Below are 25,015 nucleotides of genomic sequence, written 5' to 3'. Positions count from 1 at the left end.
TCACGTGGACTGGCTGAAGCGCGCCCGGATCGGCGCCGGGCTCTCGCAGATCGGGCACGCGTCCGCGCGCTCGGCGATCTTGCCGCAGTCCTTGCAGTCGACGCGGTAGCCGTGGAACCCGGGGTCGTGCAGCTCGACGCTCGTTTGCGCCCTGTCCGCGCGCTTTCCCTCGTACTTCACGCGCGCTGGCACGAAGGCGATGAAGCGCACCTCGATGTGCTCGCACCGCGGGCATTGCTCCGGCACGGGATACGCGTTGGTCGTCGTGAGCCCGCGCGCGAGGCCGCCCTCGTCGTGGCACCGCGGGCAGCGATCGTCCTTGAAGAGGAGGTGCTTGCACGCGCCGCACGCGACCTCGTACAGCCCGTCGACGAACATCTCGCCCTTGTAGACCCACTTGACCGGTCCGACGGGCTCGCCCTCCATGAGCGGAACGAGCGCGTCGACATACGAGCGCAGGTGCAGCTCTCGCCCCCCGCACGAGGGACACCCCGCCTCGACCATCTCGGAGAACGCGCGCTCGGAGAGCCTGCTCATATCGCTGCCTTCTACCACGCCTGGAGCGCCGCGCGGAGCCGGCCGACAATCCGCAGCCAGACGTCTGGCCATCCACGGCCAGACGTCTGGCCATCCGTAGCCAGACGTCTGGCCACGGCCCCTACACCCGCGCCGTCTCCTCGAGCTCCTTGCCGCGCGTCTCCGGCAGGAGCCAGAGGATGAGCGCCAGCGCGAGCAGCGGGAAGATCGATGTCATGGACACCGCAGGTCCCCAGCCGATCTCCTCCGCGGCGAGGCCGACGGCGACCGGAGAGAGGATGTAGCCGATGCGGCCGAGCAGGTTGTTGGACCAGGCGATCGCGTCGCCCCGGAGGTTCGTCGGGAAGAGCTCGGTCATGTACGCGTTCAGCACGGGCAGCACCCCGCTCGCGCCGAAGATGGCGAAGACCAGCGCGAACGTGAGCCCGGCGCGCGTGCCCAGCGAATAGGCGCCGAGCACCCCGGCCGCCGCCAGCACATAGAGGATCACCGCGCCCCTGCGGCGGCCCACCACGTCGAGCAGCTTGCCCGAGACGAAGATGAGCGGCATCGAGACCACCGCGGCGAACGTGATGCTGGCGCCCACCTCGGCGTCGGTGAAGCCGCGCTCCCGCAGCGCGAACGTCTTCCAGAACGTCACCGCGTTCTGCGTGCAAACGTACGTCAGACCCCAGATCAGCGCGAGCTGCAGCATCCGCGCGCGGTACGGGGAACGCCAGATGCGCGTGAACGGCTGCGCGCCCTCCCCCTGCCGCTCGGCCGCCGCCTGCTCGAACCGCGCCGTCTCGCGCAGGCCGCGGCGGGCCACCGCCATGACCAGGAGCGGAATCCCGCCGACGAAATACACGCTGCGCCAGCCGTACGAGGTCGACAGGAGCAGCGGCACGACCCCGGCGCACACGATCGAGCCCAGGCTCGAGAACGCCTGGATGACGCCGATCACCATCCCGCGCCTGTCGCTCGGGTACTCCTCGGCCGCGACCACCATGCTGACCGCCCACTCCCCGAGGAGGAAGATGCGCGCGAGGAGCTGCAAGACAGCAAAGACATAGACGTTCGGCGCGAACCCCGTGAGCACCGAGAGGACCGTGTACCCCGCGATGGTGACCGTGAGCACCCGCCGGCGGCCCCACGCGTCCGCCTTGCGCACGAGCAGGTACGCGATCATCGTCCCCGCGTTGATGAACCCGACGAGGAGCCCCTCGTGGCGCGCGGCGAGGCCCATCTCCGCGCCGAAGTTCGGCAGGATCTGCGTGAGCGCCAGGAAGTCGTAGCCCTCGAAGAACGAGGCCACGCTGAGGAACCAGAACAGCCGCCGCTGGTACGGCGTGAACGGCGTCTTCGAGGCCGGGGCCGCTGTCGTCATGTCACCTGTTCCCTCCGCCCGAGCGGGCGCTCGTCGACGCGATGACCGGCGGCGTCGAGGTCGAGCTGGCGTGCAGATCGCGCGGGGCGTTCACGAGGGCGTCTCCTCGAGGCTCACTAGCGCAGCCGGGCCGCGGCGGGAACAGCCGCCCCCCGGACGCACGCGCCAGCGCGAAACCTGCGCCTCCGCGCAAGCGCTGCGCGCGCCCCGAGCGCGCGCCTCGAGCCGAGTCGATACGCCCGCGTCACATCGTCGCGCCGTCATCCATCGCTCCTGCCAGGCGCGTCGTGGCACCTGGCTTGCAAACCGCGCGGCGACCGATGACCCGGCAGCCGGACCGCGAGGCAGAAGGGGAAGTACCGCGAAGCACGCCGATCGAGCCCGCCGCCCCCGAGCGCGCGCGCTCCGGGTGGCGGTGGACATGGACCCTGCCCCTCGTGCTGTGCGTCGCGGTCGGCGCCGCCGTGGGGCTGGGCGGCTACACCTTCGTGTACGCGAAGGGCGCTTCGTACCTGCAGAACGATCCGTCGGCGTGCGCCAACTGCCACATCATGAACGAGCAGTTCGACGGGTGGCAGCGCTCCAGCCACCGCGCCGTGGCAGGATGCAACGATTGTCATGCGCCACACACGGTCGTGGGGAAATATGTCACGAAGGCGACCAACGGATTCTGGCACTCGTTCGCCTTCACGTCGGGGCGCTTCCCGGACCCGATCCGGATAAAGCCGAGCAACCTCCGCGTCACCGAGGAGGCCTGTCGCGGGTGTCACGAGGACATCGTTCACGCGATCGACAGCGCGCACGCGAGCGACAGCGATCACCGCGGCGCGCTCTCGTGCGTGCGCTGCCATCAATCGGTGGGGCACCTGCACTGAGGCGCGCCCGCCGCTCGAGGGATGAACAGGATGACGGAGCCCATGGACGAAGGATCCACGACCAAGAGCCCGCGGCGGCCGGCGCTCCGGCGCTACCTGCCGCTGATCGCGATCGGCGCGGCGGTGGCCACCGGCGGGATCGCCGCGCTGCTCGTCAACATCTTCGAGCACAAGCAGGAGGCGAAGAACCCGTTCTATCGCGTCGTCGAGCTTGACGACACGATAGACGACCCGGCGGTCTGGGGGAAGAACTTCCCCATCCAGTACGACAGCTACCGGCGCACGGTGGACCAGAAGCGCACGCGCTTCGGCGGGAGCGAGGCCGTGCCGCGCACGCCCACCGAGGCCGATCCGCGCAGCGTGGTGGCGCAGTCCAAGCTCGAGGAGGACGGGCGGCTGAAGACGATGTGGGCCGGCTACGCGTTCTCGCGCGACTTCCGCGAGGAGCGCGGGCACGCGTACATGCTCGAGGATCAGGTGTACACCGAGCGGCAGATCGCGACGAAGCAGCCGGGGACGTGCATCCACTGCCACGCTTCGGTGTACGTGCCGTACAAGAAGCTCGGCGGCGGCGACCTCATCCGCGGCTGGGAGGCGATGAACCAGATGCCGTTCCCGGAGGCGCGCAAGCTCGTGACGCACCCGGTCTCGTGCATCGACTGCCACGATCCGCAGTCGATGCAGCTCCGGGTGACGCGGCCCGGGTTCCTCGAGGGGATCCGCGCGCTCAAGGCGTCGCAGGGCCAGGAGAACTACGACGTCAACACGATGGCCACGCGCCAGGAGATGCGCTCGTACGTCTGCGGCCAGTGCCACGTGGAGTATTACTTCAAGGGGCCGGAGAAGCGGCTCGTGTACCCGTGGGCGAAGGGGATCAAGGTCGACGAGATCTACGCCTACTACGAGGAGAACGGCCACGCGGACTGGACGCACGCGGAGTCGGGGGCGAAGGCGCTGAAGGCGCAGCACCCGGAGTTCGAGATGTGGAATCAGGGCGTCCACGCCCGCTCCGGTGTCGCGTGCGCGGACTGCCACATGCCGTACCAGCGGGTGGGCGCGGCGAAGGTGAGCGATCACCACATCCAGAGCCCGCTGCTCAACATCAACCGCGCGTGCCAGACGTGCCACAGGTGGCCCGAGGACGAGCTCCGTCAGCGCGTGGAGACGATCCAGGAGCGCCATTTCGAGACGCGCAACCGGGCGCTCGACGCGGTGACGGCGCTGATCGGGGACATCAAGCGGGCGAAGGAGGCGGGCATGTCGGACGAGGCGCTCGCGGGCGCGCGGGCGGCGCAGCGGAAGTGCCAGTTCTTCCTGGACTTCGCCGAGGCCGAGAACTCGTCCGGCTTCCACGCCCCGCAGGAGGCGATGCGCATCCTCGCGTCCGCGATCGACACCTGCCGCAGCGGGCAGCTCGCGCTCCGCGACGGGGCGCCTCCCGGGGCCGCGATCGGGGCGCCAGCGGCGCCCACGGGGTCGGCGGTGCCATCGGGATCCGCGGTGCCGGCGGCGCCGGCGGGATCGGCGGCGCCGAGCGCGACCGCAGCACCCACATCGGGCGCTCACTAGACCATCGTTCGGCTGAAGAGAAGAGAGATAAACCACAGAGGCACAGAGGGCACAGAGGAGAGAGAGAGAGAGAGACAGAGAGATTCAAATCTTTCTTCCCTCTGTGCCCTCTGTGCCCTCTGTGCCTCTGTGGTTCAATATCTCTGTTCTCTCGAACCACTCGGCGCTCCAGCCAGGTGATCGCGCCGTTCACGCGAACAGGACGAGCGGCCTCTTCCCAGGCCATCTCCGGCCCGACGAGCTGGGCCATGATTGGCAGCGACAACATTCAACTCTGTGGTCTTCCATCCATCCGATGGCGTGAGAGGCGCCGGCCTCATCGCGAGATAGTTCTTGGATCCTCGAGGTGAGATCCGTAGGGTGGCCCCAAAAGGGGAAGACATCATGGCTCTACGCCTTCATCGCACCTGGGCCACGGCCGCGGGATGTGCGGTATTTGCGTTGCTCTCGGCCTCGTGCGCCGACGGAGATCCGACGGCGCCGGCAGCTCAGGAGATTCATGTCTCGCTGGTGGGCAAGGGCACCGTCACCACGTTCCTGAACCGCCTCGCCACGCCGGAAGGCCAGGTGGTCGTGACCCGCGCCGCCGTCGACGGCGCCCGGCAGAGCATCGCGCTGAAGGAAGAGCACGACGCCTCGCTGCACCTCGTCGAAGGACCGCTGCCCGACGCGGCGCTCCCGGGAGAGAGAGCGCGCCTCGGCGGGTTCGCCGTCGTCGCCGTGCCGACAGGCCGAGAACCGCACGACTGGCTCGGATCGGACCTCCCTTACGCGGAGCCGATCGCAGAGCACGAGACGGTCGTCTCGAGCGCGCCGCGAGCGAAGCGCGCCGCGGCTCCGGGAGGGCAGCGCACGGCGTTCGAGGGAGAGACGCCGGACATCACCATCGACGCCGCGTTCCTCGAGGCGCGGCTCAAGGAGCTCTCGGGCGCCACCCCCGTCAACCTCGGGGGGCGGTCGGTCGTCATCCGCGAGCGCGGCTCCGAGAACGGGCGCTCGCTGACCCGCACCTGGCTGCGACAGCAGTACCAGGCGCTGGGGTTCACCGTCCAGGAACACACCTATCGCAGCGGATGGAGCCAGGGCGTCAACGTGACCGCCGACAGGGCCGGCGCCGACCCGTCACGCCTCCTCATCCTCTCGGCCCACTACGACTCGGTGAGCAACGCCGGGGCCGACGACGACGCCTCCGGCATCGTGTCGTCGCTCGCCATCGCCCGCGCGCTCAAGGACACACCCCTGAACATCGGGCTCCGCATCGTCGCCTTCGACCAGGAAGAGGACGGGCTCCTCGGCTCGAACGCCTATGCCCGCATGCTCGACGGCAGCGGGGAGCTCGCGCGGGTCGTCGGCGTCCTCGACCTCGAGATGACAGCCTACGACTCGAACAACGACGGGCATTATCACATCATCCACTGCGACGAGAACACCTCGGCCGATCTCGGCGCCTCGGTCGAGGCCGCGGCGACGCGAGCGGAGCTCGACCTCGTGCGGGTCGAGGCCTGCACGAACCGCAGCGATCACGCGGCGTTCTGGCGCTACGGGGCGCCGGCAGTCGCCGTGTCGCAGGACTTCTTCGGCGGAGACGGCAACCCCTGCTACCACGCGCGCTGCGACACCGTAGATCGCCTGAACTGGGACTACATGCGCCGCCTGACCCAGGCCGTCGGGCTCGCCGCGGCCAGCATCCTGACCAGGTGACGAGAGGCCGCCGCTCGGCAGACGAGCGGCGGCTGCGCTCCACAAGGCCCTCCCTGGCGCGGCGATTGCTCCGACACGCGGGCACGCTGACGCGCTGGCACGCTGACGCGCCGAGGCAGCTCGGCCGGAGCCCGGCGCGCCGCGAGGAGCCCGACGGACCCATGCGGAAGCTCTCGATCGGCTACCACGCGTCTCACGAACAGCTCGCCCCCTCGGCCTTGCTCCGGCACGTGCGCCACGCCGAACAGGCCGGGTTCACGGCGGCGATGTGCTCGGACCACTTCCACCCCTGGAGCGAGCAGCAGGGCGAGAGCGGCTTCACCTGGTCGTGGCTGGGCTCGGCGCTCCAGGCCACGTCGCTGTCGTTCGGAACGGTCTGCGCGCCCGGGTACCGCTACCACCCGGCGGTGATCGCCCAGGCGGCCGCCACGCTGGCCGAGATGTACCCGGAGCGCTTCTGGCTCTCGATCGGGAGCGGGGAAGCGCTGAACGAGCACATCACGGGGGAGAAATGGCCCGATCACGCCGAGCGGACCGCGCGGCTCGAGGAGTGCGCCGAGGTGATCCGGGCGCTGTGGCGCGGCGAGACCGTGACGCACCGGGGCCGCGTCGTGGTGGAGGGCGCGAAGCTCTACACGCGCCCCGCAACGCCGCCGCTCCTGCTCGGCGCGGCCATCTCGCCGGCCACCGCGGAGCGGGTCGGGCGCTGGGCCGACGGGCTGATCACGGTGTCGCAGGGCCGGGAGCAGCTCCGCGAGGTGGTGCGCCGCTTCAGGGAAGGCGGCGGCGAGGGCAAGCCGATGGTGCTCCAGACGAAGATCGCCTACGACGCCGACGAGGGCGCCGCGCTCCGCGAGGCGCACGCGCAATGGCGGACGAACGTGCTGCCGCCGCGGCTCCTCGCGTGCCTGGTGATGCCCGAGCACTTCGACGCCGCCGCGTCCTTCGTGCGGCCCGAGGACGTGGCCGCGCAGGTGCGCGTCTCGGCCGACGTCGAGCGGCACGCCGCCTGGCTGCGCGAGGACGCCGAACTCGGCTTCGACACGATCCACGTTCACAACGTGACCCTGAACCAGCGAGCCTTCATCGACGTCTTCGGCGAGCGCGTCCTGCCGGCGCTCACCAGGTGACATGGCGGCGAGGCGAGCCCGGCAATAGCGGTGGTCGCCGGCCACCGCCGCCGGAGCGGCGCGCGGCGATCTGCCCCACATGGTGCTTTCTGCCGGCCATGGGAGGTCTGGCGCGGCGCCGCGGTCTGTGATTTCACTCGATCACGATGAGAGTACAGACTGGCGACGTGCGGCTGTTCTTCGATGTGGAAGGGGCGAAGCTCGTCCCCGAGGGGCCCGCGATGCGAGAGCGACCCACCTTGATCCTGCTGCACGGCGGGCCGGGCAGCGATCATACCGAGTTCGTGCCGTTCGGCTCCGCGCTCGCCGACGTGGCGCAGGTGGTCTATCTGGATCACCGCGGCTGCGGGCGCAGCGATCGCAGCGGGCCCGAGCGGTGGAACCTGGAGACGTGGGCGGACGACGTGCGGGCGTTCTGCGAGGCGCTCGAGATCCAGCGGCCCGTGGTGCTCGGAAACTCGTTCGGAGGCATGGTGGCGCAGGCGTACGCGGCGCGATACCCGGATCACCCGGGGAAGCTCATCCTGACGAGCACGACGGCGAAGCTCCGCCTCGATCGCATGCTGGGCGTCTTCGAGCGGCTCGGGGGCGCCGAGGCGGCCGACGTCGCGCGCCGGTTCTACGCGGATCCGACGCCCAATTTCAGCGACTACATCCGTGTCTGCCTCCCGCTCTACCGCCAGTCGCCGCCGGACGAAGGCGCGTTCGCCCGCGCGGTGCTCCACCTCGACGTGGGCGCCTATTTCGTCGCGGGTGAGATGCAGACCTACGACCTGCGCGCGGACCTCGCGCGCGTCCGGTGCCCCACCCTCGTGCTGTCCGGCGATCTCGACCCGTTCGCGACGACCGAAGACGCGCGCGATCTCGTGGCCGCCTTGCCCCGGGAGCTCGTCCAGGCACGGAGCTTCCCCCGCGCCGGGCACGCGGTGCTCGCCGACGCGCGCGACGAGGCGCTCGCGGCGATCCGGGAGTTCCTGAGCGCGCCCTGAGCGACGGACGCCGGAGCCGCGGGCGCCCCGCGGCCGCCCGCAGCCGTGACAGGACAAAAAAAGAGCGCCCATTCGACGGCGGGGGGGGGAAGCCGTCACGGGCGCTCTGGTCTACGGACTTAGCAGGATGCGGGCCAGGGTCATCCTTCAGGCTTTCCCTGGGTTTTCCCTGAGGCAAACGCCCGACGCCTTTCATTCGTGAGATCGGCGCTTGCAACCATGCTAGCTCAGCCGCCCTGAAGGCGGGGCGATGCGCCCGGCCGGCGCGCGTACAGGATGAGGTGCTCGTAGGCGATGGTCGCGGCGGCCAGCGCCGTGATGCCCGCGTGGTCGTAGGCCGGCGCGACCTCGACGACATCCATGCCGACCACGTCGACGCCCCCGAGCCCGCGCAGGATCTCGATCGCCGTCGCGGTGCTGATCCCGCCGCAGACGGGGGTGCCCGTGCCCGGCGCGAAGCTGGGATCGAGGCAGTCCACGTCGAACGTCACATACACCTTGCGCTCCCCGACGACCTCCCGGACGCGCTGGATCAAGGCCGCGGCGCCGTTCCGGTGAATCCAGGGGGCGTCGAGGATCCGGAAGCCGCGCGTGTCCGGGTTGTGCGTGCGAATCCCGATCTGCACCGAACGGGCCGGATCGACGAGGCCCTCCCGGGCGGCGTGGAAGAACATCGTGCCGTGATCGATCCTCCCCGCGTCGTCGTCGGCGCCCCACGTGTCCGAGTGGGCGTCGAAGTGGATCAGCGAGAGCGTGCCGTGCTGCCTGTGCAGCGCCCTCAGCACGGGCAACGTGATGAAATGGTCGCCGCCGATCGACAGCGGCGCGGCCCCGCCGCGGAGGATCCCGGCGATGTGCGCCTCGATCGCGGCGGGGACCTCCATGGGCCGAGCGTAATCCCACGCGCCATCGCCGTAATCGACGACCGCCAGCCGCTCGAGCGGGTCGAACTCGCAGCCGTACGGGCGATCCCAGGCGAGCTGGGCAGACGCCTCGCGCACGGCGCGGGGACCGAAGCGCGCGCCGGGGCGATGGCACGTCGCCGTGTCGAGCGGCAGCCCCGTGACCGCGACGTCGACGCCCGTCAGATCGCGCGAGTACTTCCGGCGCAGGAACGAGAGGGCGCCCGCGTACATCGGCTCGGACGAGGCGCCGGTGAGGGACTGGGCCGTGAACGCGTTGTCGCCGCGGGTACGAATCGCCATGTTGCCTCGCTCGCCTGTCAGCCCGCACGCCGCGTGAGCTGGTGTATCGCGGCGGCGAGCGACTGGAAGATGGATATCCCTTGCAGCTCGATCCCGAGCTCGACCATGCTCTGCGCCATCCTGGGCCCCACCCCGACCAGGCTCACCCGCGCCCCGAGCAGCCGGGTCGCCTGCGCCGTCTGCACCAGCGCCGCCGCCGTCTCCGCGTCGACAAACGGCACGCCCGTCACGTCGAGCAGCACCCACCGGGCGCCCTCACGCGCCACGCCCGACAGCACCGCTTCCATGATCTGCCGCGCCCTCGCCCCATCGATCGCGCCGATCAGCGAGATCAGCAGCACCCCCGGGAGCAGCGGTATCACCGGACAGCCGAGCTCCCGCACCGTGCTCGACAGCGCGCGCTCGCGGTCGTACGCGGCGGCCAGCATGTCGCGCTCCGCGTGCAGCGCGGCCTCCATGTCGTGGCGCTCGAACGCCGCGACCAGGAGCGACACCCACATGGCCACCGGCTGGAGGTTGTCCGCGAAGCTCTCGACGTGCAGCCCGCCGAGCACCAGCGCCCCCCAGTCGCGCCGCCCGCTCGTGAGCGGGACCATCACGAGATAGCCGCTCGGCTCGTCCGGAGAGGCGGCCGCGAGCAGCTCGGGCGGCGGAAAGAGGCCAGCCCGGTACCGGCGCCCCACGAGCGCGGCCGCGCCGGGATCGCTGGTATGCACGCTGTCGATGATGAGCTCGGGCTCGTGGGGATCCCGATCGTTCGCCCAGAGCGCGAGGCAACCGACGCGCACGGCGGTGTGCCGCAGCCACAGCAGCCGCTCGTCGAACCACGCCGGCCCGGGTGAGAGGAGCCTGCTGATGTCCATGTTGGCGCGGACCAGCCGCTCGAGGCTCCTCACGCCGCGCCGCTCGGACGCCGCGAGCGCCCGCTGCTGCGCGAGCCGCGCGCGGTGGAGGAACGTCTTCACCCGGCGCGCGACGTCCGGCGCCCTCGCGCCGGCGAGCTGTCGCGCGGCGGCCTCCTCGACCTGGCCCACCACGGCGAGGAGGACCTCGATCCGATCGCTGTACGCGACCGCGGCGGCGAAGGCGCGCTCGAGCTCGATGACCTCCGGCATCTCCGCCCCGGCGAGCGCCGCGCCGAGCCCCCGCGCGATCACCTCGGCCTCGGGCCAGACGGGGGCCCGCTCGCCGGGCTGCAGGTGCGTCGGCCCCTCCAGCACGGCGTTCATCCGCCCGAGCAGGTCGCGCTGCCACTCGCCCGGGTCCGCGACGGCCCCCTGCGCGGGCAGCAGGGCCTCCCACGCAGGGCTCCCGCACGAGCGCCGCACCACCAGCTCGGCGGGGACGCGGGTCACGAGCTGCTCCGGGGCGCGGCCCTCGATGAGCTCGACGATCCGCTCGACGGCCATGCGCCCGAGCAGCTCGGGGCCCTGCCGCATCGTGGTGAGCGGCGGATCGCAGTGCTGCGCGAGGCTGATGTCGTCGAACCCCACCACCGCGATGTCCTCGGGCACGCGGTAGCCGCACGCCCGGATCGCGTGGATGGCGCCGATCGCCATCTCGTCGTTGCCCGCCACGATGGCGTCGCAGAGCTTGCCGTAGCGCTCGAGCAGCTCCTTGAGGCGCCGCTCGGTGTACACGATCGTGCACTCGCGGAAGCTGGAGAGCAGGTTGAGATCGGCCTCGAGCCCGCGCGCGCTCAGCGCCTCGTCGAACGCCGCGCCCCGCTCGATGAAATCGGCCGACGTCGCCTTGCCGATGTAGGCGATCCGGCGGCGGCCGAGGCCGATGAGGTGATCGATGAGGCGAAGGGTCGAGGCGTGGTTCTCCGCGCGCACGACCGGGCAGCGCGCGCCCAGCGCGGGCGCGCAGAAGATCACGGCCGGCGTCCCGCCGGAGATCAGCTCCTCCAGGCCGTCGATGGTGTACATCGCGATCCAGCCCGCCACCAGGTGGAGCCCTGCCCCGCGCTCGACGATGGACCGAGGCGACCCGTAGCTCAGGAGGAGCTGATAACCGCGCTCCCGCGCGGCGCGGTGCATGCCGGCGAACGCCATGGCGTTGAAGGAGTTGTCGAGATATACCGAGGCGACCCCGATCACATTCGACGTGCGCTGGTCGACAGGCCTCGCCGTCATTCCGGTCGGCTCCTCGTGAGGTGGCTTATCGCGGCGGCGAGCGACTGGAAGACGGCTATCCCTTGCAGCTCGATCCCGAGCTCGACCATGCTCTGCGCCATCCTGGGCCCCACCCCGACCAGGCTCACCCGCGCCCCGAGCAGCCGGGTCGCCTGCGCCGTCTGCACCAGCGCCGCCGCCGTCTCCGCGTCGACGAGCGGCACGCCCGTCACGTCGAGCAGCACCCACCGGGCGCCCTCACGCGTCACGCCCGACAGCACCGCTTCCATGATCTGCCGCGCCCTCGCCCCGTCGATCGCGCCGATCAGCGAGATCAGCAGCACCCCCGGGAGCAGCGGTATCACCGGACAGCCGAGCTCCCGCACCGTGCTCGACAGCGCGCGCTCGCGGTCGTACGCGGCGGCCAGCATGTCGCGCTCCGCGTGCAGCGCGGCCTCCATGGCGTGGTGCTCGAACGCCGCGACCAGGAGCGACCCCCACATGGCCATCGGCTGGAGGTTGTCCGCGAAGCTCTCGGTGTACAGCCCTCCCAGCACCAGCGTCCCCCAGTCGCGCTGCGCGCTCGCGATCGGGAGCATCACGATATGGCCGCCCGCTTCTGCCGGCGAGGCGGCGTCGAACAGCTCGGGCGGCGGGAAGAGGCCGGTCCGGTACCGGCGCCCCACGAGCGCGGCCGCGTCGGGATCGCTCGTATGCACGCTGTCGATGATGAGCTCGGGCCCGCCTGGCCCGTGATCGTCCGCCCAGCGCGCGAGGCAACCGACGCGCACGGAGGTGTGCCGCAGCCAGCCCAGGCGATCGTCGGCCCACATCTCCTTCGAGGCGAGGAGCCCGGCCATGGCCATGTTGGCGCGGACCAGCCGCTCGAGGCTCCGCGCGCCGCGCCGCTCGGACGCCGCGAGCGCCCGCTGCTGCGCGAGCCGCGCGCGGTGGAGGAACGTCTCCACCCGGCGCTCGGCGTCCGGCGCCGGCGCGCCGGCGAGCCGTCCGGCGGCGGTCTCCTCGATGTGGGCCACCACGGCGAGGAGGACCTCGATCCGGTCGCTGTGCTCGACGGCGCTGTCGAAGGCGCGCTCGAGCTCGGCCACCTCCGGCGGCTCCTCCCCGGCGAGCGCCGCGCCGAGCCCCCGCGCGATGACCTCGGCCTCGGGCCAGACGAGGGGCCCGTCGCCCGGCGGCGAGAGCGCTGCCCCCCCGAGCAAGGCGTCGAGCCGCCGGGACAGGTCGCGCTGCCAGTCGCCGCCCGGCGCGTCGAGCTCCTCCGGCGCGAGCAGCCCGGCGTCCCACGCGGCGCTGCCGCACGAGCGCCGCACCACCAGCTCGGCGGGGACGCGGATCACGGGCTGCGGAGGCGGGCGGCCGTCGAGCAGATCGGCGAGCACATCGACGGCCATGCGACCGAGCAGCTCGGGGCTCTGCCGCACCGTGGTGAGCGGCGGATCGCAGTGCTGCGCGAGGCTGATGTCGTCGAACCCCACGACCGCGATGTCCTCGGGCACGCGGTAGCCGCGCGTCTGGATCGCGCGGATCGCGCCGACCGCCATCTCGTCGTTGCCCGCCACGATCGCGTCGCAGAACTTGCCGTCGCGATCGAGCAGCTCCCCGAGGCGCCGCTCGGCGTACAGGATCGTGCAGTCATGGAAGCTGGAGAGCAGGTTGAGATCGGCCGCGAGCCCGTGCGCGCTCATCGCCTCATCGAACGCCGCGCCCCGCTCGACGAAGTCGCCCGACGTCAGCTTGCCGATGTACGCGATCCGGCGGTGGCCGAGGCCGACGAGGTGATCCACGAGCCGGCGGATCGAGTCGTGGTTCTCCGCGCGCACGACGGGGCAGCGCGGGTCGATCGCGGGCGCGCAGAAGAGCACGGCCGGCGTCCCGCCGGAGATCAGCGCCTCCAGGCCCTCGGTGGAGTACATCGCGATCCAGCCGGCGACCAGGTGGAGCCCCGCCCCGCGCTCGGCGGCGGTCCGGGGCGGCCCGTAGTACACGAGCAGCTGATACCCGCGCGCCCACGCGGCGCGGTGCATGCCGGCGAACACCGCGGCGTTGAAGGAGTTGTCACAGAAGAGCGACGCGACGCCGATCACATGCGAGGTGCGCTGTTCGACATGCCTCGTCCTCATCCCGGTCGTGTCCTCACGCGCGCCCCCTCGGGCGAGCCTATCACCGGCCTCGACGGAGCGAGCGGAGAACTTTGATGGGAGCGGGCGGGCTCTCTCGGCGTTCGCGCGCGCCGGCGCGACGCGCCTCGGGTGCGCGCATGTGATTCACCCTGTACGGGCGTGCGAGCGCGGCCGACGCCCGCCTCGGGCGGCCGCCGCGACGCGGTCAGGAGCCTTGACGCGCGTGCCCCGGGGGGAGCTCTGGATCGAGGCAGCCGCAGCCACACTCGTTGGTGAAGGCCGTCTGCCCCTCCTCGCAGCTGAACAACATGACGGCGCAGCGGGCCGGATCGTCGGACACGTAATGCACGTTCGGATCGCTCGGATCCGGACAGGCCAGCTTCTCGGGGCCGACGCAGCCGCACCCGCACTCGTTGACGAACTGACTCTGGCTCTCCGCGCAGATGAAGTCGATGAGGTGGCACTCCTCGATGTCGTGGGAGACATACCGCACGTCCGGATCGCTCGGGTCCGGGCAGGCCGGCGCCTCGGGGCCGACGCAGCCGCAGCCGCACTCGCCGCCGAACAGCGTCTGCGGCGGGGAGCACGCGAAATCGAGGAGCTCGCACTCCCGCGGATCGTGCGACACGTAATGGACCTCCGGGTCGGCCGGGTCCGGGCAGGCCGGCGCCTCGGGGCCGACGCAGCCGCAGCCGCACTCGTTGACGAACTGCCTCTCGCCCTCCGCGCAGATGAAGTCGATGAGGTGGCACTCCTCGATGTCGTGGGAGACATAGCGCACGGCCGGATCGCTCGGATCCGGGCAGGCCGGCGCCTCGGGGCCGACGCAGCCGCAGCCGCACTCGCCGCCGAACAGCGTCTGCGGCGGGGAGCACGCGAAATCGAGGAGCTCGCACTCCCGCGGATCGTGCGACACGTAATGGACCTCCGGGTCGCTCGGGTCGGGGCAGGTCGGCGCCTCGGGGCCGATACAGCCGCAGCCGCACTCGTCGGAGAACAGCGTCTGCGGCGGGGAGCAATCGAAGTCGATGAGGGCGCACTCCTCCGGATCCTGGGAGACATAACGGACCTCCGGATCGCGCGGATCCGGGCAGTCCCCGCCGCTCACCTGGGGGTCGCAACCTAGCTGTCCGAGGATCGCGGACACCGAAAGAATCCACAAGGTATGTGCTCGCATGTTCATCTCCATGGGTCTTGTCACGAGAGTGCTGGACGTGGGGACGCGCCCCTCCAGGACGCCGCTTCCGGGCCTCCAGGAGGGGGCCTGTGAGCTTTCGGTCGAGTCAGGGCACGCCGCGGCCGAACAACGTCACCGCGCGCCGGGTGACCGCGGGAGAGGACACCTCGATGAGCAACACCTCCTCGTGCAGGCCGGGCGCGCTCGACCGGAGCTCCACGGGGACGTCGCGGCGCTCCCCGGGCGCCAGGACCACGGGAGCCGACACTTCCCCCACGCCGATATCGACGGCCGGCGCGCGGAGCGCGATCGCGTCGATGACGAGCGGCTCCGCGCAGTCGTGCTCGAGGCGGAGGACGCCTGTCGACACCGCGCCGACCGGGGTGTCGGGCAGCTCGAGCTCCGGCGCGACGTCGAAGCAGTCGGAGAGCGGGCGCGGCGCGCGCTTGAGGACGCCCTGCGTGACGACGAGATCCGCCGGCGCGGAGCGCTGCTCGCCGCGCCGCGCCTGGACGCGCACCTCGTCGCCCAGGGATGCCTCCAGCCTGAGGGCGAAGCTCCCGTCGGCGCCGACCTCGGCGATGACGGGCGGCGCGGCCTTGTCGAGGCTCACCGCCCAGACCTCGTCGGCGTTCGTCGCGCTGCCCGGTCCGCCGGCGAGATCGACGGTCCACGCGTCGCACACCATGCAGATGTCGGCGATCACGTCGCCGAGCTCGGGCGCGGCGGGCGGCTCCGGGATCGGGTTCACCCCGCACCCGGCCACGCACGCCACCAGAAGAACCGCGAGCCAGCGCATCACGCCGCCAGGCTGTTCAACAGCCGTGCCAGCGCGACAGCGCGGATTTCCGGAGGCTCCGGTCGATTTGTTTGTACCGTTCTGTTCCACTCTGCACCGATGGTACAGCCCGGCATTGCGCCAGGGGCCGTGATCGACGGCCGCTACGACGTCGTGCGCGCGCTCGGGCGCGGCGGGCTCGGCTCCGTCTTCGAGGCGCGCGATCGCCTCTTCGAGCGCGACGTCGCGCTGAAGGCGCTGCGCTTCGGCGGCCTCGACGTCGCGCGCGCGGTCGAGGCGTTCCGGCGCGAGTTCTCGCTGCTCTCGGGGTGCGCCCACCCGCGCCTGCCGCGCGCGTACGACTTCGCCCGGACGACGTGCGGCGGCGCGCCGCTCACGTACACCACGGCGGAGCTCATCCGGGGCCGGACGCTCGCGGAGCACGCCCGGGGGCGCGCCTTCCGCGCGGCCCTTCCCGTCCTGCTCGACGCGCTCGACGCGCTCGGCTGGCTCCACGGCGCGGGCATCGTCCACGGCGACTTCAAGCCCGACAACGTCCTCGTGCGGGACGACGGCGCCGGCGTGCTCATCGACCTCAGCGCGGCGCGCCGGATGCGCGCGGCGGCGGGGGACCTCGCGGGCACGGCGCGGTTCCTCGCGCCCGAGCTCCTCCAGGGCGCCCCGCCGAGCGCGCGCTCCGACCTCTTCGCGGTGGGGCGCACGCTCGAGGACCTGTTCCCGCTCCTCTCCGGGGCGCCCCCCGCCGCCGCGCGCCGGCTCGCGGAGCGGCTCACCGCGGCGGATCCGGCCAGCCGGCCCTCCGGCGTCGAGGAGGTCCTCGAGGCCCTCTCCGCCGGCGGGCTGCCGCGGCGCGCGCCCGCGGTCGTCAGCGAGCCGGGCGAGATCGTGGGGCGGGAGCGCGAGGTCGAGGCGTTCGGCGCGGCGCTCGAGGCGCTGCTCCGGGGCGAGCGCGGGCCGCGCGCCGTGGTGGTCACGGGCGAGGAGGGCGCCGGCAAGTCGCGGCTGTTCCGCGAGCTCAAGTGGCGCGCCCAGCTCTGCGCGGAGGTGGTCGAGGGCGCGCCGCGCGGCGAGGACCCGGTGCGCGCGCTCCTGCTGCGCGCGCTCGGGCGCGCCTCGCTCCCGGCCGGCGTCGACGCGCTGCTCGGCGCCCGCGCCGAGCTCGCGCGGGCCGGGTCGGTCGACGCGCCACCGGCTTCCGCGCCGCCCCCTCCAGCGCCTGCACGCCGCCCGCGCGTGCTCGCGATCGACGACGCCGACCGGCTCGGCGCGCACGACCGGGCGCTGCTCGAGGCGCTCGTGCGGGCCACCGAGCCGACCGACGCCCTCCTCTGGCTCATCGCCTCCGCCGATCCGCTCGACCGGCTCGACGTGCGCCCCGGCGCGGCGGTCGAGCTCCCGCTGGGCCCGCTGGACGAGGCCGCGGTGCGGGTCTGGACGGCGCCGCTGGCCACGGCGGCGCGCGTGGCCGACCTCCTGCGGGCGAGCGGCGGCCGCCCGCGGGCGCTCAAGGAGCTCTGCGCCGCGCTCGCGCAGCGCCGGCTGAGCGAGGCGGAGCTCGACGGGTTCGTGCACACGACGGGCACGCCGGAGCTCTGGCGCCGCCGCCTGGCCGCGCTCCCGCGCGACGAGGCGCGCGCCCTCGCGGCGCTCGCGGTCGCGGACCGGCTCGGGCCCGACGCCGCCGCGGCCCTCGGCGTGGGGCGCGCGGCGCTCGACGCGCTCGAGGCCGCGGGGCTCGCGCGCCTCGACGGCGACGGCTTCCGCCTGGGCCAGCCCGGGCAGGCGAGGGCGCTCTTGCCCCTGCTCGACGCAGAGGTGGTGCGCGGGGTCGCGCGGGCGCAGGCAGCGCACCTCGGCGGCGCCGGCGAGGGGGCGATCGCCCCGGCGCTCCGCAGCGAGCGCGCCGCGGACAGGGCGCGGGCGCTCGCCCTGGCGGGCGACCACGAGGCGGCGCGGCGGGCGCTGCTCGCGTCCGAGCCGATGTTCGAGTGGGCGCCGCGCGCCTGGGTGCGCGCCGCGGACGCCGCCTGCGCGGCCATGCCGGCGGCGCGGACGCTCGTGGCCGCCGCGTCGGCGGTCGAGGCCGCCGGCGACCCGCGGCGCGCGCTGTCGCTGCTCGCGCGGGCGAGGCGGAGCGGGCCGCCGCCCGACGCCGGCGCGGAGCTCTCGTACCGGGCGGCGCGCTGCTACGAGAAGCTCGGCAAGGTCGCGCGGGCGCTCCGGCAGCTCGAGCGCGCGCGCGCCCTGGCGCGCGGGGCCGTCGACGCGCGGCTCGCGAGCCTGTCCGCGCGCTGCCTCCTGCGCCTCGGCCGCTACGACGAGGCGCGGCGCGAGGCCGAGGGCGCGCTCGCGCTCGCGGAGGCCGCTGCCGCGCCGCCGCCCGGCGAGGCCGCCGCGCTGCCGGCCGGCGAGGCCGCCGCGCCGCCGCCCGGCGAGGCCGCCACGCCGCCGCCCGGCGAGGCCGCCGCGGAGCTCGCCGAGACGCTGGGCCTCGCGCTCGGGTACCTGAGCGACAAGGCCGGGGCGCTCCGCAGCCTGGCGCGCGCCGTCGCGCTGCGGCCGGCGTCGGGCTCGCCCCGCGCCCGCGCCCGCGCGCTGAGCTACCACGCGCTCCACGCCTACCGCGCCGGCGACACGGCCCTCGCGGCGCGCGGGTTCCAGGAGGCGCTCGACCTGGCCGAGGCGGAGGGCCTCGGCGACCTGCTCGCCACGGCCGCGCTCAACCTGGGCACGGCGCGGCACCAGCTCGGCGACTGGGGCGCGGCGCTGCGCTGCTACGAGCGCGGGCTGCGGGCGGCCATCGCCTTCGCCAAGGAGCGGACCGAGGCGACCCTGCGCTTCAACCTCGCCAAGCTCCACGCGGACATCGGCCTGCTCGAGCGGGCCGAGCTCGGCGTCGCCCGCCTGCGCGCGCCCGTCCCCGACCTGCGCGCGCCCGTCCCCGAGGAGATCGCCGCCGCGGCGCTCGGGCTCGCCGCGGAGATCGCCGCCGCGCGCGGCGCGCTCGGCGAGGCGGCGCGGCTGATCGAGCAGGCCCGCGCGGGCCACGCGGCGCGCGGATCGAAGCGCGAGGCGTGCGAGGCGGCGCTCCACGCCGCGGAGATCGCCCTCGCCGCGCGGGACGGGGCCGCGGCGGGCGCGCGCCTGGCCGAGGCCGCGGCGCTGCTCCGGGAGGCCGACGCGGCCGATCTCGCGCTGCGCCACGCGACCGCGGGCGCGGAGCTCGCGCTGGCCCTCGGCGACGCGGACGCGGCGCTCGCGGAGGTCCAGCGGGGCGCGGGCCTCGTGGCGCGGGTCTCGCAGCTCGAGCTCCACGCGCGGCACGAGGAGGTGTCCGCCGAGGTGCTCCGCCTCCGGTCGGCGGCGGCGCTGGCCGAGCGGCACCGCACGGCCGCGCTCGAGTGCTGGGAGCGCATCGGGAGCACGCTCCCCGCGGAGCTCGCCGAGGTCTTCTGGCGGCACCCCCGGCGGGCCGCGCTCCGCGGCGGGCCCGCGCGGGCGGCGAGCGCGGGCAGCGCCCGCCTGGAGCTCGTGCTGAGGCTCCTCGAGATCAACCGGCGCCTGAGCTCGACGCTCGACGCGGAGGAGGTGCTCCGCCTCGCCATGGACGCGGCGATCGAGCTGACCGGCGCCGAGCGGGGCTTCGTGATCCTCGCCTCGCCGGCGCCGGCGTCCTCGCCGCCGGACGGGCGGGCGAAGGTCAAGCTCGAGGTCGCTGTCGCGCGGAACCTCGATCGCGAGCGCGTGGGCAAGAGCCAGCTCAAGTTCAGCCACGGCATCGCGAAGCGGGTGGTCGAGCGCGGGGAGGCGGTGCTCACGGTCGACGCGCTGGCCGACGAGCGGTTCCACGGGAACGCGTCCGTGCACAGCCTGCGGCTCCGGTCGATCGTGTGCGTGCCGATCCGCGCGCACGGCGCGGTGCTCGGCGCCGTCTACCTCGACAACCGGTTCCAGCGCGGCAAGTTCGCGGAAGGAGACGCGGATCTGCTCGGCGCCTTCGCGGACCAGATCGCCGTCGCGCTGCACAACGGCCGGCTGATGGCCGAGCTCAGGGACCGCACGCGCGCCCTCGAGGAGGAGCAGCGCCGGGTCGCGGAGCTCATGCGCTCGCAGGCGGACGAGATCGAGCGGCTCTCGCACGAGCTCGAGCGGAGCCGCGCCGACGCCCGCCGCGATTTCCCGGAGATCGCGGGGAGGAGCGCCCCGATGCGCGCGGTGCTCGCGCTCTGCGAGCGCGTCGCGGACAGCGACGTCACGGTCACGGTGACGGGCGAGAGCGGCACCGGCAAGGAGCTCGTCGCGCGCGCCCTCCACGCGGGCGGGCCCCGGCGGGAGGGGCCGTTCGTGGCGGTCAACTGCGCCGCGCTGCCCGAGGCGCTGCTCGAGTCGGAGCTCTTCGGCCACGTGAAGGGCGCCTTCACCGGCGCCGTCCGGGACCACGGCGGCCTGTTCCTGGCCGCGCGGGGCGGGACGCTCTTCCTCGACGAGCTCGGCGAGATGCCTGTCGCCCTGCAGGCGAAGCTGCTGCGCGCGCTCCAGGAGCGCACGATCCGGCCGGTGGGGTCGGACCGGAGCATCCCGGTGCCCGACGTGCGGATCGTCTGCGCGACGAACCGCGACCTGCGGGAGGAGGTCGCGCGGGGGCGCTTCCGCGAGGATCTCTATTACCGGGTCAGCGTCATCGAGATCCGCCTGCCGCCGCTGCGCGATCGCCCGGACGACATCCCGGCGATCGCGCAGGCGATCGTCGAGAAGCTCGCGGCGCGCCACGGCCGCCCGGCCTTCCGGCTGTCCCGGGGCGCGCTCCGGCGGCTCACGTCGTACGGCTGGCCGGGCAACGTGAGGCAGCTCGAGAACGTGCTCGCGCGCGCGTGCGTGCTCGCGCCGGGCCCGGAGATCGGCCCGGCCGACATCCAGCTCCCGTCGGCGGCCCCGGCGCCGCGGGGCCGGTCGCGCGCCGAGTACCGGGACGCCGAGGAGGAGCGGATCCGCGCCGCGCTCGAGCTGTGCCGCTGGAACGTGTGCGAGGTGTCGCGCAGCCTCGGGATCCCGAGGACGACGCTGTACCGGAAGCTCGAGCGCTACGGGCTGCTGCGCCGCGAAGGAGGCGAGGGGCGCGCGGGCCGGACCGGGTGAGCGCCGCGGGGCACAGGGCCTGCCGGTGTCCGGAGAGAGATTTCAACGCAAAGGCGCAAAGGCGCAAAGGCGCAAAGGCGCAAGTCAGATCGATGGATTGCGCCTCTGCGCCCATGCGCCATGCGCCATGCGCCATGCGCCATGCGCCATGCGCCATGCGCCATGCGCCATGCGCCATGCGCCATGCGCCATGCGCCATGCGCCTTTTCAATCGCTCTCCGGGTCCCTGGCGCGAGCTTCGAGCGCCTCTGGATCCTGGCGCATGAAACCACAAATGGGTTGAAACCGCTCGAAAGAGCAGAGATTCGAACCGCCAAGACGCCAACGACGCCAAGATCTTGTTCTCCTCTTGGCGTCCTTGGCGTCTTGGCGGTTCATTTCGGGTCGATCGACGTGATCGGTGCTCTAGTCCCAGACGCGCACCACCATGAGGCCGAGGCCCGAGCGCTTGCCCACGGCCACGATGCGGCCGTCGCGCTGGACGGCGACGGCGCGGAGGTAGTTCGCTTCGGGGTGGTCATCGAGCACGACCGCGCCCGAGGTGCCGAACCCGGGATCCATCGTGCCATCCGGCAGGAGCCGGAGGATCTTGGCCCTCAGGCGCGAGGCCGGCGTCCCCCCCGAGGCCGCACCCAGGATCTTGCCGTCTGCCTGGATGGCGACGCCAAAGGCTCGCGTGTACTGGGCCTCGCCCGCGCCGGCCCTCACCATGCCGCCCTCGCCGAACGTGGCGTCCGCGGAGCCATCGGCGTTGAAGCGCGCGAACGCGTACATGTTGACGCCGTCGAGCGCGTAGCCCGCGAGGACGGGCTTGCCGTCCCCGCCGAGGGCGAGATCGGTATCGGCGTACGGCGTGGCGTCGAGGTAGGCGACGCCGCCGGTCCCGAAGCCCGGATCGAAGTTCCCGTCGCGGTCGAGCCGCGCCGCGAGGAAGGCCGGGTCAGCGGTCATCTGACTCCCTCCGACCATGATGTGATCGCCCTCGTCGAGAGCGAGGGCGTGTAACGGGCGCTCATCCATCGAGATGATGCCGAAGCTGCCGAACCCCTCATCGAGGTCGCCGGCGGAAGAGAACCTCACGACGACACCTCGGTTGCCGGAGCCGACGCCGACAGCGATGATCGCCCCGGAGGTCTGGACGCAGACGTCGAAGCCCTCCGAGCTGCTGATCGATGCCGGACCGAGCCTCGCGACCCCGCTCGCGCCGAAGGCCTGATCGATTCCGCCGCTCACGTTGAACCGGACGATCGCAAGCTGGCCGTCTCGCGTCCCCACCGCGAGGATTCGCCCGTCCGGCTGCAAGGCCAGCGACGAGACCGAGCCCCGTTGACCGACGACGAGGCCCCCCGTGCCGAAGTCGGGATCGAGCGCGCCGCTCGGCAGGAAGCGCGCGAGCCCCCACGTCTCGCCCTCGACCCCGGCGACGAGGATCTTGTCGTCCTGCTGCACGACGACGGCGCGCGCCTCGTGGGCCGTCCCGCTCGTGGCGATGCCGTCGCCGTCGAACGACTGATCGAGCGCCCCCGGCGGGTCGGCGACGAGGAGGGAGACCGGCGCTGCGCGGTCCTCCAGGCCAGCGGCGCTGGCCCGGAGCGAGGGCGCGGCGCCGCCGACGGTCGCGAGCGGGTCGGCCGCCACCGTGATGACGCCGGTGGTCTCGCCGCCCGGGACCACGACCGGGCTGGCGGTGACCCCGCTCGGCAGATCCGCCACCGAGAGCGCGACGTCGCCCGCGAAGCCGCCCGAGCGGTCGACGGTGACCGTGAGCTCCGCCGAGCTGCCGCGCGCAACGCGCACCGCCGGCCGGTCGAGCGCGATGGAGAAGCCCGGCTGGGGCATCCCCCCGCCGCTGCCATGCGCAGGCCCGCCGCCGGCCCCTCCTCCGCCGGCCGCACTGACGTCCTCGCCGCCGGCGCCCCCGGCGCCGTCGCGCGAGACGTCGTGAATGCCGAGGATGCTCTGACAGCCAAGCGCGAAGCAGGCCGCGGCCGCCCCCACGAGGCAGGCCGCGCGGGCGTGCCGGGCGCCTCGCGAGGGCCAGATCAGCGCGCTGCCGGGTGCGGGCTGCGCGGGCGGAACGATCATGGCGGCAGGCTATCACATCGGCCCTGCGCTCCTCCCCGACCCCTGGCGCGCACGCCGCCGGCCGTCCCCCCACGCCCGCGCGCACGCCGCCGGCCGTCCCCCCACGCCCGCGCGCACGCCGCCGGCCGTCCCCCCACGCCCGCGCGCACGCCGCCGGCCGTCCCCCCACGCCCGCGCGCACGCCGCCGGCCGTCCCCCCACGCCGACGCGCACGCCGCCGGGCGAGCGTGCGCCGGCTCGCACTGTACATCTGTTCATTCATCTGCTAGCCGACAGGCATGCGCTCCCGCAAGGCCGCCGCCGTCGTCGTCGAAGAGCTGCCGCCGCCGTCCGAGGACCCGCCGGTCGACGCGATCCCGCCCGACGACACCGCGGCGGACGAGGCGTTCTCCGCCGCGGGAGGGCCGCTCTCGCTCGATCGGATCTGCATCGACTGCGGCAGCAGCGGCGGCGGCGGGCACGACGGCTGCGCGCACCGCGAGCGCGCCCGCTTCCAGGCGCCCTCGCGTGCGGCGCTCGAGCTGGTCGCGCGCCTGCGCCGGGCCGCCGCCGAGCACCGGGCCGCGGCCCGCGCCCTCCGCGCCCTGGTGACCGCCGAGCACGCGCGCGGCCGCGCCGAGCTGGAGAGGGCCGAGCCGGAGCCTGTCGATCCCCCGCAGCCCGAGGCGGCGCCGGAGCCCCACGCGCCGCCCCCGCCCGCCGCCGCATCGCCGGAGCCGGACGAGCCGCCGCCGGCCGTCTGCCCGCGCTGCGCCGAGCGGGCGGGCGAGCGGCCCGAGAGCGAGCCGGCCGAGGCCGGGGCGCCGCCGCGCCGGCCGAAGCGCAGGGGTCGGGTGATCGTCGAGCAGCAGGCGCTCCCCTTCGCGAGCGACGCCGAGCAGCGCCCGCCGCACGGGGCGTGAGCATCGGCCGAGGCCCTGCGGGAGGAAGCGGGGATACGGGCTGGGCGTTACGCTGCGCCGATGTCGCTGAGCCCGTCCCGCGCCTCCCGGCTGCGCGCCGGCGTCGGCGCCCTGGGCGCCGCGCTGCTATCGCAGCTCGCCCGCACGGGTGGAGCTTTGCGAGCGCGCGGTCCCATCCATTGCGCTCCGTTCAGCGAGCGCGCCGCGCCGCTCGCCACGTTCGCCGTCGACCGGCGCGCTGGCGCGGTGCGCTGGTGGGACAGGGCCGTTCCGCGGCCGATGCGCGAGTTCCTCGCCGCACGCGAGGAGTCGCCGAGAGCGGCCGTCTCCGCGCTGGAGAAGCGCTTCATCGACGACGCCATCGACTGGGGAGGTGCCGTCAAGCTGCGCGTCGACGGCGAGACGGCCACGCACCTCCGCGTGTCCGTGCTCTCGTCCGATGGTCGTCGACGGCTCGCGCGCTTCCACGTCGACAGGCTCACGCGCGAGCCCTCATGGGACGACGGCGGCGAGGTCCGCGAGTACGGGGCGTTCAAGGCGAGCTGGTACACGGACCATCACCCCGCGGTCGCCGCGCTCCGCCAGGTGCTCGAGTGGAAATGGGCCGGCGGCGATGCGCTCGCGCTGGAGGCACCCCGCGGCCACGTCTTCGATCTCATCGCGCGAGCCGACGAGACATGCTCCCCGGCGAGCACCCTGTGCGCCACGGAGCGATTCCGCGTCGATATGCGGCGCGGCGCGGCGATGTGGCACGACGGCAAGTCCTACGTGCCCATCGAGCGCTTTCTCCAGGACCTCGAGCAGAAGGCGCAAAGAGCCGTCCTCCTGGCCAGGGCCTGGGCGCTGAAGCAACGAGGGCCCGCCGGCGCCTCCTGTATCGCCTTCCGGCCCGAGAGCGTCGACAGGGCGAGGGCGCACGTCCGGATGCACCTCGCTCCGCCGTGCAACACCTCCCCCATGTTGATGACGCTCGCCTGGTACTTCGTGGATCTGCGCACAGGCAAGGTGTGCTCGTTCGAGGACGAGACGTGCGCGTCGAAGGCCGGACAGGAGAGGCCATGACATCGTCCAGCGGGGCTCCGGCCCCATGAGGTCGGCCGCCGAGGTGCCCTCGCCAACGCACGAACGGTGCTGACAAACGAAGCCATCCGTCCGATACTCGCGCCGCTTGCCGCACAGCACCGCTATCAGCAAACGACCGGGGACCGGACGTGAGAGCGCGGGAACGCGGGAGACGACGAGGGCGCGCTCCCGCCGCGAGCGCGCCGCAGCGCCGCATGGCC

16 protein-coding genes are annotated in these 25,015 nt (G+C 73.4%); 8 read left to right on the top strand and 8 right to left on the bottom strand.

The genetic code is table 11. The annotated features are described in order from the left end of the window. Both WME96_RS07710 and WME96_RS07705 read right to left on the bottom strand, forming a co-directional pair. The gene (locus WME96_RS07710) at positions 1-537 is read right to left on the bottom strand and encodes a hypothetical protein (RefSeq protein ID WP_437289519.1); all 537 of its coding nucleotides are present in this window, start codon (positions 535-537) and stop codon (positions 1-3) included. 121 nt (positions 538-658) lie between these two features. Next, entirely contained in the window at positions 659-1,903 is a 1,245-nt protein-coding gene (locus tag WME96_RS07705) for an MFS transporter (RefSeq protein WP_061616390.1), read from the bottom strand. 320 nt (positions 1,904-2,223) lie between these two features. On the opposite strand from WME96_RS07705, the gene nrfH reads away from it, so the two are divergent. The 5 genes from nrfH (at position 2,224) to WME96_RS07680 (ending at position 8,167) form a co-directional block, all read left to right on the top strand. Then, positions 2,224-2,778: a cytochrome c nitrite reductase small subunit gene (gene nrfH / locus WME96_RS07700; RefSeq protein WP_437289518.1), complete on the top strand. Its 555-nt coding sequence runs from the start codon at positions 2,224-2,226 to the stop codon at positions 2,776-2,778. Positions 2,779-2,808: 30 nt separating this feature from the next. Beyond that, a complete protein-coding gene (locus tag WME96_RS07695) occupies positions 2,809-4,347 on the top strand; it encodes an ammonia-forming cytochrome c nitrite reductase subunit c552 (RefSeq protein ID WP_437289517.1) in 1,539 nt (512 codons plus the stop codon). A 384-nt stretch (positions 4,348-4,731) separates the two neighbouring features. Then, positions 4,732-6,048, top strand: coding sequence for a M28 family peptidase (locus WME96_RS07690; protein WP_437289516.1), 1,317 nt, complete (start codon positions 4,732-4,734; stop codon positions 6,046-6,048). Positions 6,049-6,209: 161 nt separating this feature from the next. Continuing rightward, a complete protein-coding gene (locus WME96_RS07685) occupies positions 6,210-7,178 on the top strand; it encodes a TIGR03885 family FMN-dependent LLM class oxidoreductase (protein WP_437289515.1) in 969 nt (322 codons plus the stop codon). A 146-nt stretch (positions 7,179-7,324) separates the two neighbouring features. Further along, positions 7,325-8,167 carry an alpha/beta fold hydrolase gene (locus WME96_RS07680; protein ID WP_437289514.1) on the top strand — a complete coding sequence of 281 codons (843 nt, stop codon included), beginning with the start codon at positions 7,325-7,327 and terminating at the stop codon, positions 8,165-8,167. Positions 8,168-8,394: 227 nt separating this feature from the next. Here the strand turns inward: WME96_RS07680 and speB are convergent, their stop codons facing one another. The 5 genes from speB to WME96_RS07655 all read right to left on the bottom strand — a co-directional run bounded on the left by speB (position 8,395) and on the right by WME96_RS07655 (position 15,609). Beyond that, on the bottom strand, positions 8,395-9,372 hold the full coding sequence (speB, locus tag WME96_RS07675; protein ID WP_437289513.1) for an agmatinase: 978 nt from the start codon (positions 9,370-9,372) through the stop codon (positions 8,395-8,397). Between the two features lie 17 nt (positions 9,373-9,389). Next, positions 9,390-11,510, bottom strand: coding sequence for a substrate-binding domain-containing protein (locus WME96_RS07670; protein WP_437289512.1), 2,121 nt, complete (start codon positions 11,508-11,510; stop codon positions 9,390-9,392). Next, positions 11,507-13,633 (bottom strand): substrate-binding domain-containing protein, encoded by a 2,127-nt coding sequence (locus WME96_RS07665; RefSeq protein WP_437289511.1) that lies wholly within the window; start codon positions 13,631-13,633, stop codon positions 11,507-11,509. The genes WME96_RS07670 and WME96_RS07665 overlap by 4 nt, the downstream gene beginning before the upstream one ends. Before the next feature lie 205 nt (positions 13,634-13,838). Next, positions 13,839-14,810 (bottom strand): hypothetical protein, encoded by a 972-nt coding sequence (locus tag WME96_RS07660; RefSeq protein WP_437289510.1) that lies wholly within the window; start codon positions 14,808-14,810, stop codon positions 13,839-13,841. A 106-nt stretch (positions 14,811-14,916) separates the two neighbouring features. After that, positions 14,917-15,609 (bottom strand): hypothetical protein, encoded by a 693-nt coding sequence (locus WME96_RS07655; RefSeq protein ID WP_437292286.1) that lies wholly within the window; start codon positions 15,607-15,609, stop codon positions 14,917-14,919. A gap of 99 nt (positions 15,610-15,708) precedes the next feature. On the opposite strand from WME96_RS07655, the gene WME96_RS07650 reads away from it, so the two are divergent. After that, positions 15,709-20,745 (top strand): sigma 54-interacting transcriptional regulator, encoded by a 5,037-nt coding sequence (locus WME96_RS07650; protein WP_437289509.1) that lies wholly within the window; start codon positions 15,709-15,711, stop codon positions 20,743-20,745. 405 nt (positions 20,746-21,150) lie between these two features. Here WME96_RS07650 and WME96_RS07645 read toward each other — a convergent pair whose 3' ends face one another. Beyond that, positions 21,151-22,830, bottom strand: coding sequence for a hypothetical protein (locus tag WME96_RS07645; protein WP_437289508.1), 1,680 nt, complete (start codon positions 22,828-22,830; stop codon positions 21,151-21,153). A 278-nt stretch (positions 22,831-23,108) separates the two neighbouring features. On the opposite strand from WME96_RS07645, the gene WME96_RS07640 reads away from it, so the two are divergent. After that, the gene (locus WME96_RS07640) at positions 23,109-23,732 is read left to right on the top strand and encodes a hypothetical protein (RefSeq protein WP_437289507.1); all 624 of its coding nucleotides are present in this window, start codon (positions 23,109-23,111) and stop codon (positions 23,730-23,732) included. A 60-nt stretch (positions 23,733-23,792) separates the two neighbouring features. After that, on the top strand, positions 23,793-24,794 hold the full coding sequence (locus WME96_RS07635) for a hypothetical protein (protein ID WP_437289506.1): 1,002 nt from the start codon (positions 23,793-23,795) through the stop codon (positions 24,792-24,794). Positions 24,795-25,015: the final 221 nt, after the last annotated feature.

It is taken from the genome of Sorangium sp. So ce406, from assembly GCF_051474675.1.
Lineage (GTDB): Bacteria > Myxococcota_A > Polyangia > Polyangiales > Polyangiaceae > Sorangium > Sorangium cellulosum_G.
This window is presented reverse-complemented; position numbering and strand designations above follow the sequence as displayed.

Excerpts from the sequence above, each read along its gene's own strand:
- WME96_RS07710 (WP_437289519.1), bottom strand. The coding sequence starts at position 537 with ATGAGCAGGCTCTCCGAGCGCGCGTTCTCCGAGATGGTCGAGGCGGGG.
- WME96_RS07705 (WP_061616390.1), bottom strand. The coding sequence starts at position 1,903 with ATGACGACAGCGGCCCCGGCCTCGAAGACGCCGTTCACGCCGTACCAG.
- nrfH (WP_437289518.1), top strand. The coding sequence starts at position 2,224 with ATGACCCGGCAGCCGGACCGCGAGGCAGAAGGGGAAGTACCGCGAAGC.
- WME96_RS07695 (WP_437289517.1), top strand. The coding sequence starts at position 2,809 with ATGACGGAGCCCATGGACGAAGGATCCACGACCAAGAGCCCGCGGCGG.
- WME96_RS07690 (WP_437289516.1), top strand. The coding sequence starts at position 4,732 with ATGGCTCTACGCCTTCATCGCACCTGGGCCACGGCCGCGGGATGTGCG.
- WME96_RS07685 (WP_437289515.1), top strand. The coding sequence starts at position 6,210 with ATGCGGAAGCTCTCGATCGGCTACCACGCGTCTCACGAACAGCTCGCC.
- WME96_RS07680 (WP_437289514.1), top strand. The coding sequence starts at position 7,325 with ATGAGAGTACAGACTGGCGACGTGCGGCTGTTCTTCGATGTGGAAGGG.
- speB (WP_437289513.1), bottom strand. The coding sequence starts at position 9,372 with ATGGCGATTCGTACCCGCGGCGACAACGCGTTCACGGCCCAGTCCCTC.
- WME96_RS07670 (WP_437289512.1), bottom strand. The coding sequence starts at position 11,510 with ATGACGGCGAGGCCTGTCGACCAGCGCACGTCGAATGTGATCGGGGTC.
- WME96_RS07665 (WP_437289511.1), bottom strand. The coding sequence starts at position 13,633 with ATGAGGACGAGGCATGTCGAACAGCGCACCTCGCATGTGATCGGCGTC.
- WME96_RS07660 (WP_437289510.1), bottom strand. The coding sequence starts at position 14,810 with ATGCGAGCACATACCTTGTGGATTCTTTCGGTGTCCGCGATCCTCGGA.
- WME96_RS07655 (WP_437292286.1), bottom strand. The coding sequence starts at position 15,609 with ATGCGCTGGCTCGCGGTTCTTCTGGTGGCGTGCGTGGCCGGGTGCGGG.
- WME96_RS07650 (WP_437289509.1), top strand. The coding sequence starts at position 15,709 with ATGGTACAGCCCGGCATTGCGCCAGGGGCCGTGATCGACGGCCGCTAC.
- WME96_RS07645 (WP_437289508.1), bottom strand. The coding sequence starts at position 22,830 with ATGATCGTTCCGCCCGCGCAGCCCGCACCCGGCAGCGCGCTGATCTGG.
- WME96_RS07640 (WP_437289507.1), top strand. The coding sequence starts at position 23,109 with ATGCGCTCCCGCAAGGCCGCCGCCGTCGTCGTCGAAGAGCTGCCGCCG.
- WME96_RS07635 (WP_437289506.1), top strand. The coding sequence starts at position 23,793 with ATGTCGCTGAGCCCGTCCCGCGCCTCCCGGCTGCGCGCCGGCGTCGGC.